At 59.5% G+C, this 14,911-nt stretch carries 15 protein-coding genes; 4 read left to right on the top strand and 11 right to left on the bottom strand.

Annotated elements, in window-relative coordinates; translation table 11 throughout:
• Positions 1-51: 51 nt before the first annotated feature.
• Positions 52-1,311 (bottom strand): ATP-binding protein, encoded by a 1,260-nt coding sequence (locus QN377_RS18175; protein WP_095018819.1) that lies wholly within the window; start codon positions 1,309-1,311, stop codon positions 52-54.
• The gene (locus QN377_RS18170; RefSeq protein WP_095018818.1) at positions 1,308-1,991 is read right to left on the bottom strand and encodes a response regulator transcription factor; all 684 of its coding nucleotides are present in this window, start codon (positions 1,989-1,991) and stop codon (positions 1,308-1,310) included. Before QN377_RS18170 ends, QN377_RS18175 begins: the two co-directional genes overlap by 4 nt.
• 183 nt (positions 1,992-2,174) lie before the next feature.
• Here QN377_RS18170 and bamA point away from each other — a divergent pair, with 183 nt between their 5' ends.
• The 3 genes from bamA to QN377_RS18155 all read left to right on the top strand — a co-directional run bounded on the left by bamA (position 2,175) and on the right by QN377_RS18155 (position 5,289).
• Positions 2,175-4,541, top strand: a complete 2,367-nt coding sequence (gene bamA / locus QN377_RS18165; RefSeq protein ID WP_095018817.1) for an outer membrane protein assembly factor BamA — start codon at positions 2,175-2,177, stop codon at positions 4,539-4,541.
• A gap of 93 nt (positions 4,542-4,634) precedes the next feature.
• Complete coding sequence (locus QN377_RS18160) at positions 4,635-4,994, top strand: type II toxin-antitoxin system RelE/ParE family toxin (protein ID WP_095002334.1); 360 nt, start codon at positions 4,635-4,637, stop codon at positions 4,992-4,994.
• Positions 4,987-5,289, top strand: a complete 303-nt coding sequence (locus QN377_RS18155; protein ID WP_165484571.1) for an XRE family transcriptional regulator — start codon at positions 4,987-4,989, stop codon at positions 5,287-5,289. The genes QN377_RS18160 and QN377_RS18155 overlap by 8 nt, the downstream gene beginning before the upstream one ends.
• A gap of 4 nt (positions 5,290-5,293) precedes the next feature.
• Here QN377_RS18155 and QN377_RS18150 read toward each other — a convergent pair whose 3' ends face one another.
• The 4 genes from QN377_RS18150 to QN377_RS18135 all read right to left on the bottom strand — a co-directional run bounded on the left by QN377_RS18150 (position 5,294) and on the right by QN377_RS18135 (position 9,208).
• A complete protein-coding gene (locus QN377_RS18150; protein WP_095018816.1) occupies positions 5,294-6,352 on the bottom strand; it encodes a linear amide C-N hydrolase in 1,059 nt (352 codons plus the stop codon).
• Between the two features lie 22 nt (positions 6,353-6,374).
• Positions 6,375-7,136: a hypothetical protein gene (locus QN377_RS18145; protein WP_095002331.1), complete on the bottom strand. Its 762-nt coding sequence runs from the start codon at positions 7,134-7,136 to the stop codon at positions 6,375-6,377.
• A gap of 145 nt (positions 7,137-7,281) precedes the next feature.
• Positions 7,282-8,628, bottom strand: a complete 1,347-nt coding sequence (locus tag QN377_RS18140) for a glutamine synthetase family protein (RefSeq protein ID WP_095002330.1) — start codon at positions 8,626-8,628, stop codon at positions 7,282-7,284.
• Positions 8,629-8,650: 22 nt separating this feature from the next.
• Positions 8,651-9,208: a helix-turn-helix domain-containing protein gene (locus QN377_RS18135; RefSeq protein WP_095002329.1), complete on the bottom strand. Its 558-nt coding sequence runs from the start codon at positions 9,206-9,208 to the stop codon at positions 8,651-8,653.
• Positions 9,209-9,367: 159 nt separating this feature from the next.
• Here QN377_RS18135 and QN377_RS18130 point away from each other — a divergent pair, with 159 nt between their 5' ends.
• On the top strand, positions 9,368-9,955 hold the full coding sequence (locus QN377_RS18130; protein WP_095018815.1) for a LysE family translocator: 588 nt from the start codon (positions 9,368-9,370) through the stop codon (positions 9,953-9,955).
• Here the strand turns inward: QN377_RS18130 and QN377_RS18125 are convergent.
• The 5 genes from QN377_RS18125 to QN377_RS18105 form a co-directional block, all read right to left on the bottom strand.
• Entirely contained in the window at positions 9,952-10,782 is an 831-nt protein-coding gene (locus tag QN377_RS18125) for an AraC family transcriptional regulator (RefSeq protein ID WP_095002327.1), read from the bottom strand. The two genes, QN377_RS18130 and QN377_RS18125, sit on opposite strands and share 4 nt — an antisense overlap.
• Before the next feature lie 209 nt (positions 10,783-10,991).
• Positions 10,992-12,128 carry an alginate O-acetyltransferase AlgX-related protein gene (locus QN377_RS18120; RefSeq protein WP_095018886.1) on the bottom strand — a complete coding sequence of 379 codons (1,137 nt, stop codon included), beginning with the start codon at positions 12,126-12,128 and terminating at the stop codon, positions 10,992-10,994.
• An 11-nt stretch (positions 12,129-12,139) separates the two neighbouring features.
• Positions 12,140-13,555, bottom strand: coding sequence for an MBOAT family O-acyltransferase (locus QN377_RS18115; RefSeq protein ID WP_095018814.1), 1,416 nt, complete (start codon positions 13,553-13,555; stop codon positions 12,140-12,142).
• An 18-nt stretch (positions 13,556-13,573) separates the two neighbouring features.
• Entirely contained in the window at positions 13,574-14,236 is a 663-nt protein-coding gene (locus QN377_RS18110) for an alginate O-acetyltransferase AlgF (RefSeq protein ID WP_095018813.1), read from the bottom strand.
• Entirely contained in the window at positions 14,233-14,901 is a 669-nt protein-coding gene (locus QN377_RS18105; RefSeq protein WP_095018812.1) for an SGNH/GDSL hydrolase family protein, read from the bottom strand. Before QN377_RS18105 ends, QN377_RS18110 begins: the two co-directional genes overlap by 4 nt.
• Positions 14,902-14,911: the final 10 nt, after the last annotated feature.

Genomic DNA, 14,911 nt, shown 5'->3' with positions numbered 1-14,911 from the left:
AGATGTGTATAAGAGACAGCCCACAATAGGGCTTGACCTGCAACAGAGTATCTACAGCGGCAAGGTGATTGTCACACTCAAGCCGCCGCTCGCAAGGTTGCTCGCCTTGATGCTGCCGCCGTGCATTTCCACCGCCCTTGAAGCAATCGCCAGACCCAGGCCAAAACCGCTACCCGTCTCACTGACACCCCGCTCAAACGGGTCGAAAATCCGCTGCAACCGCGATTCTTCAACACCCGGACCCTGATCGTTGATCCGTACTGTCAGGCAGTGGCCCGCCGGGCTGGCTTCAGCCATTACCAGCACCGTGCTGTCGGCACGGGTATGGCGCACTGCATTGCGGATCACGTTCTCAAAGCAGCGATACAACAGTTCGCCACTGACCCGGCTGACAAAGGACGGGCACCCTTCCAGGATCACCCGACAACCCTTGATGCCCGCTTCGAACTGCGCGTCTTCGACTATCAAGTGCAGCAACTCGATGATGTCCACCGGCTCGCGTGCGATGCTCTCGGGCCGCCCTTGCACCCGGGCCAGGGTCAGCAGGGCTTCGATCAGGGTGTCCATGCGCTGCGATTCGCGCTCGATGCGTTCGACCATATCGGCGCGGGACGGGTTTTGATGCAACAACCCGATGGCGGCCTGCATGCGTGTCAGGGGCGAACGCAATTCATGGGAGATGTCATGCAACAAGTGTTGCTGGGCATCAACCAGCAGCTTGAGTTGGTTGGCCATACGGTCGCAGTCTTCGGCCAGGTCGACAATTTCATCACGCCGCGCGCCCATAAACGGCTTTACCCGGGTTTCGAATCGCCCTTGGGCCACATCGCTCATCGCCCGACGCAAATAGGCCAACGGCCAGGCCAGGTAAAACGCCATAAAGCTGCTGAACAGCGCGCTCATCACGGTGCCGATAAGCAATGGCATCAGCCCCGGTCCGCCCTCCCCACCACCGCCATTGCCGGGCACCCGCGTCGACCTGAGCAACAGCGTGAGGCCTTCCTTGCTGATCACCGTGCGCTCAAACGCCGGATTCACGATCGGCAGCCCGGCCAGCAGTTGCCCGCCACTGTCATACACCGCAATGGCCTCGTCATCGGGGTGGTGCCATACCTGCAGCAACTGCTTGCCGGCCTCGACACCAAACTGGCGCAGCAACTGTTCTTCGCTTTCAAGAATGGTATCCAGATGCGGGTTGCCAGGGCCCTGGCGGCTCAAGGTGATAATGCCGATACCGACAAAAAACGTCAGGCTGGTGGCCAGCCAGAAGGCCAGGAACAGTTTCCAGAACAGCCGACTGGGTTTCATCATTCCGCGATCAACAGATAGCCGAGCCCGCGCACGCTCTGGATCCACGCCTTGGCATCTGGTCGCGGGCCGAGCTTCTGGCGGATGCTGCTGATATGGACGTCGATACGCCGGTCATAGCGGGTCAACGGGCAGCCCAGGGCATTGAGCGACAAGTCCTGCTTGCTCACCACTTGCCCGGCACTGCGGGCCAGCTCTTCGAGCAGGCTGAACTCGGTGCTGGTCACTCCCAGCTCCCGTCCCTGCCACAGCGCCTGGCGCTTGCCGGGCCACAACACCAGCGGGCCGGTCTTGATCACCTCGGTGGTGGCCTGCTCCGCCGGCTGCACCCGGCGCATGATGGCGCGCAAACGCGCCACCAGCTCCCCCGGCGAGCTGGGTTTGGGCACATAGTCATCGGCACCCAGCTCCAGGCCGGTGATGCGGTCGATGTTGTCGCCACGGGCAGTGAGCAACACCACCGGCACCTGACTGCGCGCGCGAATGCGCCGCAGCACTTCGATCCCCGACAGTCGCGGCAGCATCACATCCAGCACCACAATGCTGAATTGCCCGGACAAAGCCTGCACCTCGCCCTCTTCCCCGGTATGCACCGCAGTCGCTTCAAAGCCTTCGCGCTCCAGATACTCACTGAGCAAACCGGTCAGTTCCTGGTCATCGTCGACGAGCAATACACGGATCATGGCGAACTCTTGAAGGGGGGATCTGCCCATTATCGTCCTTGCGGCCCGCAGCGTCATTGCCTGCAGCCAACCTTTACCTAACTTGACACTCGGTTAACCGCACCATACGCCCCGAGCTTTTATGCTGGACCTCCACCAGCCTGCTTGTGCTGTTTGTCGATGTGTCCTGGATAAATGATCTACATGAATTTTGCGCGCCTGCTCTGCTCGGTTGCACTGCTGCTCAATGCCTCACTGGCCCACGCCCAGGGCTTCAAGATTGCCGATATCCGCATCAACGGCCTGCAGCGGGTGTCCGCCGGCAGCGTGTTCGGTGCCCTGCCCTTGAACGTTGGCGAACAGGTCGATGACCAGCAACTGGTGGAATCCACACGCGCACTGTTCAAGACCGGATTCTTTCAAGATATCCAGCTGGGCCGCGACGGCGACGTCCTGGTGATCACCGTAGTCGAGCGGCCGTCCATTGCCAGTATCGACATCGAGGGCAACAAGGCGATCTCCACCGATGACCTGATGAAAGGCCTCAAGCAATCGGGGCTGGCCGAAGGCGAAGTGTTCCAGCGCGCCACGCTCGAAGGTGTACGCAATGAGCTGCTGCGTCAGTACGTAGCCCAGGGGCGTTACTCGGCCGCGGTGGACGCCGAGGTGGTGGCCCAGCCGCGCAACCGCGTCGGCCTCAAGATCAGGATCGACGAAGGCGAAGTGGCCGCGATCAAGCACATCAATGTGGTGGGCAATACCGTCTTCGACCAGACCGAGCTGGACGATCAGTTCACCCTCAAGACCAGCAACTGGCTGTCGTTCTTCAAGAACGATGACAAGTATGCCCGGGAAAAACTGTCCGGCGATCTGGAGCGTTTGCGCTCGTACTACATGGACCGCGGCTATATCAATATGGAAATCTTGTCGACCCAGGTGTCGATCAGCCCGGACAAAAAGCAGGTCTTCATCACCGTCAATATCAGCGAAGGCGCCAAATACACCGTGCGCGACATTACGCTGCGCGGTGACCTTAAAGTACCCGAAGATCAGATCCACGCCTTGCTGCTGGTACAAAAGGGCCAGGTATTTTCGCGCAAGCTGATGACCTCCACCTCGGACCTGATCACCCGCCGCCTGGGCAACGAAGGCTATACCTTTGCCAACGTCAACGCGGTGCCGGTCCCAAGCAAGGACGGCAACACGGTAGATATCGAATTCGTGGTCGACCCGGGCAAGCGCGCGTATGCCAACCGCATCAACTTTCGCGGCAATACCAAGACCGAAGACCAGGTCTTGCGCCGAGAGATGCGCCAGATGGAAGGCGGCTGGGCTTCGACCTACCTGATCGACCAGTCCAAAACGCGGCTTGAGCGCCTGGGTTACTTCAAGGAAGTCAACGTCGAGACCCCGGCGGTGGCGGGAGTCGACGATCAGGTTGACGTCAATTACAGCGTTGAAGAGCAGTCTTCCGGCTCGATCACTGCCAGCGTCGGCTTTGCCCAGAGTGCCGGCCTGATTCTTGGTGGTTCTATCACCCAGAACAACTTTCTGGGCACGGGCAACTCCGCCAGCCTGGGCCTGACCCGCTCCGAGTACCAGAGCAAGTACAACATCGGTTTTACCGATCCGTACTTCACCAAGGATGGCGTCAGCCTTGGCTACAACGCGTTCTACAACAAGACCGACTACAACGATTACTACGACGATGGCGTGTCGTACTACTCGATCAACAGTTATGGCGCCGGTGCCACCCTGGGCTACCCGATCAATGAAACCTCACGGATCAATTTCGGCCTCACCGCGCAGCACGACAGCATCGAGCCCGGCACCTACAGTGCCGACGAGATCTATGATTTTATCGACCGCGAAGGCAAGGAATTTACCAATTTCAAGGCCAACCTGGGCTGGTCGGAATCGACCCTGAACAAGGGCATCCTGGCTACCCGCGGCTATGCGCAAAACCTTAACCTGATGGTCACGGTGCCCGGCAGCGACCTGAGCTTCTACAAGATCGACTACACCGGCCAGACCTTCCTGCCCGTCAGTGCATCCACCTCACTGCGCTTTCACACCAAGCTGGGATACGGCAACGGCTATGGCTCCACCGATGGCCTGCCATTCTATGAAAACTACACTGCGGGCGGTGAAGGCACGGTGCGCGGTTTTGAAAGCGGCACCCTGGGCCCGCGCAACACCCCGGCCACCGGCACCTATAGCAGCGCCGGGCAGGCGTACTACTCCGACCGCGACACCGAGGCGCTAGGCGGCAATATCATGATCACCGGCGGGGTCGAGTACCTGTTCCCGATGCCCTTTATCAAGGACAACAAATCCCTGCGCACCTCGCTGTTCTGGGATGTGGGCAGCGTGTACTCGGACAAATGCTACCTGAGCACCACCACCGGCTGTGGCGGCGTGGACCTCAGCCAGATGGCCAGTTCCGTAGGGGTGGGCGTGACCTGGTACAGCCCGATGGGCCCGCTGAGCGTCAACCTCGCGCTGCCCATCCACAAACCGGATGATGCAGAAACACAGGTGTTCCAGTTCTCCATGGGGCAGACGTTTTAAAAGCACGACAGGTGATCGCACGGGCTTGAGCCACTGGTCATCTGGAGATCAGGCGCGCTTGATAGATGTACCATTTTAGGTACACTCAAGTTCATGACTGGAATCCCTCCCATCCTGACGGTTGCATTTTTTCGCACCGAAGCCGGTAACGAACCCGTTCGCGAATGGTTAATCGGCCTTGGGCGCGAGCAAAGACGACTGATTGGCACCGATATTAAGACCGTGCAACTTGGCTGGCCGATTGGCATGCCGGTTGTTCGCAAACTGGAGCCAAAACTGTGGGAAGTTCGCTCTGATCTGGATGGCGTCATTGCCCGTATAATCTTTACGGTAATCGGCTCACAGATGATCCTGCTTCACGGATTTATCAAGAAAAGTCAGAAAGCCCCGGCGGTGGATCTGCAAACCGCCAGGCAGCGCCATGCAAAACTACGAGGTACAGCGCATGAATAACCATATCGGCTCCGACTTTGACGACTTTCTCTCGGAACAAGGCCTTGCAGAAGAGGTTTCGGCCGCCGCACTCAAACGCGTTATTGCCTGGCAGATAACCCAGGCCATGAAAGAGCAGCACGTCAGCAAAAAAAACCTGGCCGACCGCATGCATACCAGCCGCACGGCGGTGGATCGGGCGCTCGACCAGAATGACCCAGGCATGACCCTGGCCACCCTGGCCAGCGCCGCACGGGCATTAGGCCAACGCGTAGAAATTCGTCTGGTTCCGGAGCACACAGCCGAACAGGGTTAACCCCTTACGCCCCTTCAAACTTGAAGGCCGGAGTGGCCTTGAAGCGGCTTGAAACCTCCCCGGAGTAAATGGTGCTTTGGTCCGGGCCCAGATCCAGTTTTTTGACCGCGCCTGTAGCCCTGGTGAAATCGATCTTGTTCAAGTCCACCCAGAAGGTGTTTGGTGTAATGGCCGACTCGAAAAAGTACAGCCCCTGCTTGTGGTCGATTACCGAGCGCCAGCGCGTCGAGGAAATATTCGGCTCGCCGGGAGTGGTGATGCCATACGGCACTGAAACGTTGCGGATCACGCTGAATACACTGGCCAGCGACAAGCGCGAGTCCTGGTTTTTCGGCACCGCATTGACGTAAAACGAGGCCCGGGCAAAACGGTCCGCCGAGCGATTGGTACCCGGTAGCATTACCGTCCCGCCGATGGCTTGCCAGTAGGCGTTCATGGCCAGTTGGGCATCGAACGCCGGGGAGTTGGTCATGACCTGATAGCTGCGATCATGGTGGATCACCTGCTTGCCATCGATAAACTCAATGATGGCGCTGTCACCCGATGCATCGGACATTGAAAGATGCAAGGTCGCCAGGCGACTTTCACCCGGCACATTGGCGGTAACCACGGTAAAGGGTTCAGTCTTGAGCACCGCCACCGCTTCGGCAACGCTGCTGAAATTGTCCAGTACATACTGGGCCCAGGCGGCAATGCTCAGCCCCGGTTTACCCTGATTGACTGGCGGGTACTCGGACTCGACCAGCCACAGCAGGTTAGCCGACAGCCCCGCTTCGTTGACGCCGTCGGTGGTGGAAATGTCATAGCCGCTGGCAATCACGCTGCCGTACTTTGATGTCCACTTCAGCGACCCCGGCCCTACTTCACCTGTGCGCTGCATGCCCTGGGGGAAGATCCACAGGTTGGTGGCCACGTCGGTTTTCCAGTCCATCGAACGCGCCGTAATCACCCTGTCGTTGTCCCCCAGATACACCAGGCGGGTACAGGCAGTAGCCACCGGCAGCGCCAGCATAAAGCCCGCCATGGCCAGCGTCAGGTTGCGGGTGTGTTTGAGCAGTTGCATTCCCTTGTCTCCTCGGTACTTGTCAGAAGCGCATGGACAGGCCCAGTACCGGGCCGCGCTGGGTCACGTCGTACTTGAACTTGTTGCCGGTAAAGTCGGTGGTGCGGTAATTTTGCGCCAGAACCCGATAGCCGACGCGGATGATCGTGGGGTGATCGGCCAGGTACATGCGATAACCCAGGTAGCCCTGGGCGTTCCAGGTTTTCTTTGAGGAGGTATCCAGCCCGCCGGTGTCGGTTTCACCGGACAGGGTCCAGCGGTCGGTCAGGTCAGCCTGCATGCGCAGCCCTACGAACGGGTCGGTCCACTCGGTTTTTTTCTTGGTGCTGAACCCCAGCGAGTCAATGTCCAGCTTGGTTGACAGCTTGGTCCAGCGCACACCGATCGTAGGTTCGACACGCCAGGTGCGCGGCTCGCCAAAAATCGTTTGACCACCCAACTCATACTCATAGGCCCGGTAATAGGTGCCGACAGCCAGGGTGCTCTGGGTGATCGCCAGGCCCACCTTGCGCCCGTACACCCGTTCGGACTGATCGGTTTTAGCGTGGACGCCGTCGATATAAAAACCCAGTGTGCGATTGGTCAATTCCAGATTGCCCATAAATACCGTGCTCAGGTTTTCCCAGACATCCGCAAACGGAACATCAACCTTGGTATTGACCCCGCCAAGCGCCGCCTGCCCGCTCATGGAGGGCGCCCAGACAAAGGGGCTGGCCAGCAATAACCATTGTGAGTCCGCAGGCTGATCAGCATGTGCCACCTGCACGAACAGCAACAGCGGCAAAGCCGTTGCAGCTCTATTGAACCTTGTATTTTTCATCGCCCTGACTGACCAGCATCTGATTTGATCATTAGGTATAGCAGCTCTCACCTGAAAACCTGCTGTCAGGAGTAGGCATTGTTGCGATCAAAAACTCTTGTATGGGTTTTTACATAAACCAGCGATATTCCCGGGCACTGATTTCCTGCATAAAGGCCAGATGATCCTGGCGCTTGTTCTCGCAGTACACATCGACAAATTCGCCGCCCAGCCCTTCACGCAGCTGCGGCTGGTGCTGCATGGCGCGCACGGCCTCAAGCATGTCCAGCGGGAAGGCGATGCCGCTGCTGCGGTCTTCGTTCAGGGGCAGGATCGGCTCCTTGCCCGCTTCCAGCCCGTGTTCGAGCCCCACCAGAATCGCCGCCAATACCAGATACGGATTGGCATCAGCGCCCGCAAGGCGATACTCGACCCGCAGGTTTTTACTGTCCGATTCCGGGATACGCAAGCACGCATCGCGGTCCTCATACCCCCAACTGGCCTGGGTGGCGATATTGGTCGTACCGCCCAGGCGGCGAAAAGCATTGTGGTTAGGTGCAAATATCGGCATGCACGCCGGCAGTAATTCCAGGCAACCGCCGATAGCGTGGCGCAAGGGCTGCTGCTGGTTGGCCGCCAGCAAGTTGTTGCCGCCCGCGTCGTACAGACTGACATGCACATGCATGCCGCTGCCCGGGTGCTCCAGGTAGGGTTTGGCCATAAAGCTGGCGCGATAGCCATGCTTGAGCGCCACCCCGCGGGTGCTGCGACAGAACAGCGCCGCCCAGTCCGCGGCACGCAAACCGTCATCGAGGTGAGCGAAATTGATTTCGAACTGCCCCGGGCCCAGCTCGGCCGTAATCACGGTGGCATCAATCCCTTGGGCCTGGGCCGCATCGACCATGTCATCCAGCACCGGGGCAAAGCGCGACAACCGCTCGATATGCATAGTGGGCTGATCGTCGGCATCATCGCTCAAGTGATCACGGGGGAACTGCGGCAAGCCATCGCGCAGCTTCTTGTCGAACAGGTAGAACTCCAGCTCGAACGCCACCACCGGGCGAATGCCTTTGCGCGCCAGCCGGGCCAGCACCCGGGCCAGGACTTCGCGGGGCTCAAAGACGATCGGCTGTTCAGTGCCGTCAGAAGTGATCAGCATCTGGCCCAGGGGCTTGTCTTCCCAGGTCACCGGCTTGAGCGTGCCCGGTACCAGACGCCGCACGGCATCCGGGTCGCCATCGTTGAAACAATAGTCGCCTATCTTGAACAATCCGCCCTGCACCCCTAGCAACACACAGTTCTGCGGCAGTTTCAGGACGCTGCCGGCCGCGACTTTTTCCAGCATGTCGATGGGGTAACGCTTGCCGTAGAAATGCCCGGGGATATCCAGGGAGATCAGGTCGACATAACGCACCTCGGGGTTGCGCTGACGAAACGCACGCACTTCGGCCAGCAGATCAGAGCAGGCAGCATCCATCTTCAAGGTTCCTTTGTTGTTATCAGGTGTAAACCCACAGCACGCGGGCAAGCTGCTGTGTCAGGTTGGCGTAGCGACAGCGCGTATGGCTGTCGAACTGGAAACTGTCACCGGCATTGAGGGTGGCAGGCTCAGCGTCGTCGCCCAGCCACAGGGTCAATTGCCCTTCAATGACATAGCCGCCCTGCTCCGAGCTGTCGGTCATAAGCCGTTCGCCGCTGCTGGCGCCCGCTTCCAGCAGGCTTTCGAGCATGGAGAACGACGCACGGATTTGTGGCGAGACCAGGATATCGGTGATGCCGTTGCCCAGGTACAGCGTGCGTCGCTCGTCCGGGCGGGTCACCCAGGGCAACTGCTTGGGCTTGGGCAAACTGTAGAAATAGGTGGTGGGCACACCCAGGGTTTCACTGATGGCCGTCAGGTCGGCCACCGTGGGCTGGGACAGGCCGCGCTCGACCTGGGACAAAAAACCCACGGAGCGGCCAATTTTATCGGCCAGTTCCTTGAGCGTGTACTTCTTGTGCTTGCGCAGGTCGTGGATAAGGATGGCCAGGGCGGCCATCTCTTCTTGCTTGTTCATCCCGGGCCGCCATGAAATTTAAATCATTTATTTTCATGAAAAAATACAGATTAAATTTCATAAACGCAAGATGCCTCCGTACAGGGGAGTTTTGTTCAATACGCTTGGGTCCGCGCCCCATAACCTCAGGGCTCAACCTTGGAGCGGAGAACAATAACGATGAGCGTGCTGATTTCAATGGCGGCGTTCGCCCTGGCAGCCTCCATCTCACCGGGGCCGGTGAATGTGGTGGCCCTGAGTTCGGGTATGCAGTTCGGCCTGGGGCCCAGTCTGCGCCATGTGCTGGGGGCCACCGTCGGTTTTGTGGTGTTGCTGCTGTTTACCGGTTTTGGCCTGCATGAAGTGCTCAAGCAGTGGCCGATCCTCACCGACCTGATCCGCTGGGCCGGCATGGCATTTTTGTTGTACCTGGCCTGGAAACTGGCGATGGATAACGGCCGCATCGAGTTTGGCGGGGACGCCCGGCAGCCATCGTTTTTTACCGGCGCCGCCATGCAATGGCTCAACCCCAAAGCCTGGCTGGCGGCGGTTGCAGGTATGGGCGCGTTTGTTTCGGGGGGCGAAGCCACGCTGATCTGGGCATTTGCACTGATCTACTTTGTAGTCTGCTACCTGTCAGTGGCCTGCTGGGCCTACACCGGCGCCTTTCTGAGCCGTTACCTGCACAGCACCCGGCGCATCCGCCTGTTCAATCGCGGCATGGCGGCCATGCTGGCGGGCTGCGCGGTGTCCTTGCTGTGGTTTTAGCCCTTGTACTGCCCGGGCGTGGCCGCGAGGTGTTTTTTGAACACCCGCTGGAAATGCGCCTGATCGGCAAAACCGGTTTGCTGGGCGATATCGGCGATCAACGCCCCTTCGCGCAGTTGCGCCTGGGCATGTTGAATGCGCCGATTGATCAGATAGGCGTGGGGCGTCATATGGTAACGCTGCTCGAAGGCACGGATCAGGTAAGCCTCCGACAGGCTGGCGGCGGCACAGATATCCTGCAGGCGAATGGTGTGCAGGAAACGCTCGTCGATAAATTTGGCGGCGCGCTCCACCCGTGCATTGGCGCTCTTGCGAAGCACCAGCGGGCCGCCCAGTTCCTGTTGCATCGCTGAAAAGAACTTGACCGCCGACTCGTGCTTGGCCAGCCCCTCGAGGTGCGGGTCGACCAGCTGCGCATACAGGGCGGTCAGGCCATTGAACAACCCCGGCGAGCGGGTGTGGGTGGCCGCCAGGGGCTGGAACACCCCGCTGGCCTGATCGTCAAAGGCCTGTTGAATGCCTGCCAGCCACTGCGCATCGACATACAGCATCACATAGGACCATGGCTGGTCGTCCAGCGGATTACAGGCGTGGACATCTCCCGGGTTCATCAACACCACCGTGCCGGCGCTGATACCGTGACTGGTTTTCTCATGCAGGTAAGTGCAGCAGCCGGAGGTGATGGCGCCGATGGAGAAAATCTCGTGGGAGTGTCGGGCATAGCAGACCTTACGGCCATCGGCGATGGAGCGCGCTTCGATAAAGGGCAACTGCGCGTCCCGCCAGAACCGGGGTGTAGCGCAGTGTGTTGACGGGCTTGCGGGCATGGTAGCGTGACCGTGATGGGCAGGTGTCTGATCACCAGACTAGCACCTTGGCTGACCGTCCGTAGCAGCTGCCGCAGGAACGAGGCTGCGTTCGGTTGCGAAGCGACCGTAAACCCTGCGAGTCGGGTTTACCTGGCACACCGCAGTGCCTGATTTTGCGGCGACTGCGTCGCCGGACGCAGCCTCGTTCCTGCGGCAGCTGCTACGGGTTACAGTTTTATTGGCTCGCTGTAAGGCGTCTGCAAATCACGCTCGGGGATTTCCCAGATCACCAGTTTTGGCGGTGTCTGCACGAATGCAGGGTTGCTGAAGTAGCCATTGGCACCACCGGAGAACTCGCCACCGTCCTTGGAAAAGTCACCTATAGGCGCACCCAAGGCCTGCTGCAAAAAACCGGCAAAGTTGGAGTTACGCGAAAACGAAGTGCCAATCAAAGCAACGTTGGGCAGGTTGTCATCGCCAAACAGATCATCCAGGTTATCTGCATCGCTTTGGGATGAATCGATTTCCTCACTGAACCGGCTGGCCGCCACCGATTCCGCAGCGGGTTGCAACCCCACTGGCAACCATTCAAGACCGGCCAGTCGCACCAGGTCTCCCGGGCGACGCGACAGGTCTTGCAGCACAGTTTCATAATCCTTGTGCGGCGTGGCGCTGATCCCCATTGCCTGTACCTGCACGGCAATGGCCATGGCTGCCGCCGAGGCCCCGGCTTCACTCCAGTGGGTATCAGTGCGCAGATAGGCATCGCTGCCCACAGACTGAAGAACTGGCGCGAGATCCACAGCGCTCACCCCTGCCTTGTTCAATCCCTCAACCCAGGCTTCGGCGCGATGTTGCAACTGCACCGGGCGGCGTAAATCACAGAGTTGCGCACTGGCAATCCGGCTCTTGTCCGGCACCACGGCCACCAGCAGTTCAATACCCCGTCTGGCCAGTTGCTGCTGGATATCGCGCACCGCTGCAGCCTTGGTTTGAGCATTAACCTGAGCATGACGGTTGATACGCATTTCGTCGGTCAAAAACAGCCAGCCCGCACAGCCCGGACGCACCCGCGCGCCGGTGTCGTGGAACAGCAACCAGCTGGCGCCACGCTCCAGATCGGCCGCCTTTTGTGCAAGGCCGGACTCGGACAACTGCTTGGCAATTCTGTGGGTCACCTCGCCATGCAGCACCGCATCACGGCTCAGGTCGGGGGCAAGCATCTGTATTTTGCCGCTGGCAAACAACCACAGGGACGAGGCAAAGCTCGCCGCCAGAAACAGCACAAACACTGCACCGCCAAATCTGCTCACACGGGCAGTGAATTCAGTGGCTACAGCCGGTTTGGGCGATGACGAGGACATGGGCGCGACCATCAGAACTGGAAGTACAGAAAGGGCACCGCTTCACGGCTCGCTATCAAGGCGAACGACAGCAGAAAACCCGCGACTGGCCACAGCGCCGCCATCGGCGCAAACCAGAATTGCGCACCAAAACGCTCTTCATACCGGCGCTTGAACAACGGCGCGATGATGCACGCCACCCCCAGCAATGCCGCCAGGCCGTGAGCCGAGCGCAGGGTCACGGCCAGCGCGTCGCCCAGGGCAAACTCGTGCAAACCCAACTGACCGGCGTACATATTCAGGGCTGAAGCAAAATCCTGAGCGCGGAACAAGGTCCAGGCCATAAACACAAACAGCAGCGTCAATGTATGTGACAACCATGACGGAATGCGCGGCAGGCTGGAACGCGACCACAACCGGTCCACACACAGCGCAATACCGTGGGCCGCGCCCCATAGCAGGTAGTTCCAGCTGTCACCGCCATGCCACAGCCCCGCAATGGCCATGGTCAGGAACAGGTTGCGATAGGTTTTCCAGGCACCGTTGCGGTTGCCGCCCAGGGCGATATAAAGATAGTCCCGCAGCCAGCTGGACAACGACATGTGCCAGCGCCGCCAGAAGTCCTGAATGCTGCTGGCCAGATACGGCTGGTTGAAGTTTTCCGGGAAATGAAAACCCAGCATCAGGCCCAGGCCAATGGCCATGGCGCTATAGCCTGCAAAGTCGAAAAACAATTGCAGCGAGTAGGCCAGGCAGCCGATCCAGGCGTCGACAAAAGAGGGGTTGTCGAGGTGAAACGCAACATCCACCAGCGGCGACAGGGTGTCGGCAACCAGCACTTTCATGCACATGCCGATCATGAAACGGCGCGCACCCAGGGAGAAATTCTGCCAGTCGAAATAACGTTGGGTGAGTTCGCGACGCACCCAGTCATAACGAATGATCGGCCCCGCAATCGAGTGGCCGAACATCGAGATATAGGTGGCGTAATTGATCAAGCTGCGCTCCACCGGCACGGTGTGGCGATGTACATCCACCAGATAGGAAATCGCCTGCAGCACGATAAACGACAGCCCGGCGGGCAGCGCCACCCGCTGCCATTCCAGCGGCATCGCCCCCGGATACGTGATCCAGTCAATCCAGGTCGCGGCCAGGATATTGGCGTACTTGTACCAGCACAGCACCGCCGTGTTGAACACAATCAACGCAATCAACAGCCGCACCCTGCCCCGGGAGTCCTCACGACTGCGATCGATGAGCAACCCGCCAAGCCATGCCACGACCGTCAAAGCCACATGCAACGCGAGGAACATCGGGTTCAACCAGCCATAGAACAGCCAGCTGCCGATCAACAGAATCACGTTGCGCCACTGCGGCTTGCCCAGGGCGTAGACCAGCATAAAGGCCGGTAAAAACAGCGTCAGGAACTCGAGTGAGGCGAAGACCATGGTGGCAGCAGAATCCGATCAGTGGGACAGCGTGTCCGTGGTACTCAACAAACGCGGCCCGCTGGCAGATGGCAGCAGCAGCACGCTGTAGCGTTCGCCAGCCTTGAGTGCGCCCAGGTCCAGCGGCGCGCCGGTGTTGGCGTTGGCACATACCAGTTGCACTGACAGGTTTACCGGGTTGATTGAACGTCGCTGCAGACTGGCGAACGGTACCGCCTTGAACAGATCGCCCGTGCGCCCGGCAGGACGCAGACTGGCATCGCTGCAGGACTTGTCGACATTGACAAACGCCAGCGAAGCCTTGAGGCCGTTGAAGTCATCCGGTGTTTCGCGCACGGCGACTTGTTCGATCCCGTCGCCTTGCGGCACCACCACAATGGTCGCGAACTCACCCGGCTCGACCTTGAGGTCCAGGGCCAACTGGTGCGCACCACTGGCCAGCGAGCCCTTGACGGCCTTGCCCGAATCCACCGGGAACAACAATGAAGCAGGCGCTGCCGTTTCAAGGCGCAACGGTGGTTGCCCGGGCTGGCCCATTACGTCCAGAGGGGCAGCGGTGGCGTTGACGAAGCGGATAAAGGCGGCGTCCTGATCGGGGCCAGTGGGGTACAGCGCAACGTCGGCAGCCAGCGCATGCGCGCTGCAAAACAACACTGCCGCGCTCAATACAGCTCGGATCACTTGTTTGCACCCTTGGCACTGACCGCTTCAGGGGGCAGCTTGCCCAATGCATCACCGATGGCGTTGGCCCAGGATTTGTAACCCGCCACAGTAAAATGCTGGCCGTCAGTGGTCACCCACTGCCCCGGCTTGGAAAACTCCAGCGAATCGATGTAAGTACAAGGTGCAACATTGGTCGCCAGGAACGCAGATATCAGCTTGGTGCGGGCATCGTTCTTCTTGTACATGCCACCTTCCTTGCCCCACGCCGGGCCTACCCAGGCGCACTTGGCGCCATTGGCGGTAATTTCCTTGGCCAGGGCAGACACGTTTTGCCACGCCCACGCCTTGGGAAACACCGGCTTGTCGTAAGAGGCCATAGTGTCTGCAATCACCAGCACCACCAGATCCGGTTTATCCGCTGCAAGCAACTCCTTGATCGGCGTAGTGGTCGCGTCACGCCCCCTGATCACAATTTTACCGTTACCCTTTTCTTCGGCTCCACAATCGACTTTTTTGGTAATCAACCAATCGCCGGCACTGGCACCGCACGCGCCAATCGAGTGCACATTTGCGCCCTGCTGGGTCAGGTTGGCGTGCAGCGGCTCCATCAAACAGTTAGGCAGGCTCATGTGGCTTTCCCCTAGAACAAGAAGGGTCATACCGGCAAGAACGGAAGAAGGCATTTAAAGTCTC

The sequence above is a fragment of the Pseudomonas sp. CCC4.1 genome (assembly GCF_035019225.1).
Lineage (GTDB): Bacteria > Pseudomonadota > Gammaproteobacteria > Pseudomonadales > Pseudomonadaceae > Aquipseudomonas > Aquipseudomonas bubulae.
Note: the sequence above shows the minus strand (reverse complement) of the source record. Positions and strands in the feature narration are given on the sequence as shown.

Coding starts and splice junctions, on each gene's coding strand:
- QN377_RS18175 (WP_095018819.1), bottom strand. CDS start 1,311: ATGATGAAACCCAGTCGGCTGTTCTGGAAACTGTTCCTGGCCTTCTGG.
- QN377_RS18140 (WP_095002330.1), bottom strand. CDS start 8,628: ATGGATGCTGCCTGCTCTGATCTGCTGGCCGAAGTGCGTGCGTTTCGT.
- bamA (WP_095018817.1), top strand. CDS start 2,175: ATGAATTTTGCGCGCCTGCTCTGCTCGGTTGCACTGCTGCTCAATGCC.
- QN377_RS18120 (WP_095018886.1), bottom strand. CDS start 12,128: ATGTCCTCGTCATCGCCCAAACCGGCTGTAGCCACTGAATTCACTGCC.
- QN377_RS18125 (WP_095002327.1), bottom strand. CDS start 10,782: ATGCCCGCAAGCCCGTCAACACACTGCGCTACACCCCGGTTCTGGCGG.
- QN377_RS18150 (WP_095018816.1), bottom strand. CDS start 6,352: ATGCAACTGCTCAAACACACCCGCAACCTGACGCTGGCCATGGCGGGC.
- QN377_RS18155 (WP_165484571.1), top strand. CDS start 4,987: ATGAATAACCATATCGGCTCCGACTTTGACGACTTTCTCTCGGAACAA.
- QN377_RS18135 (WP_095002329.1), bottom strand. CDS start 9,208: ATGAACAAGCAAGAAGAGATGGCCGCCCTGGCCATCCTTATCCACGAC.
- QN377_RS18105 (WP_095018812.1), bottom strand. CDS start 14,901: ATGCCTTCTTCCGTTCTTGCCGGTATGACCCTTCTTGTTCTAGGGGAA.
- QN377_RS18160 (WP_095002334.1), top strand. CDS start 4,635: ATGACTGGAATCCCTCCCATCCTGACGGTTGCATTTTTTCGCACCGAA.
- QN377_RS18130 (WP_095018815.1), top strand. CDS start 9,368: ATGAGCGTGCTGATTTCAATGGCGGCGTTCGCCCTGGCAGCCTCCATC.
- QN377_RS18115 (WP_095018814.1), bottom strand. CDS start 13,555: ATGGTCTTCGCCTCACTCGAGTTCCTGACGCTGTTTTTACCGGCCTTT.
- QN377_RS18170 (WP_095018818.1), bottom strand. CDS start 1,991: ATGATCCGTGTATTGCTCGTCGACGATGACCAGGAACTGACCGGTTTG.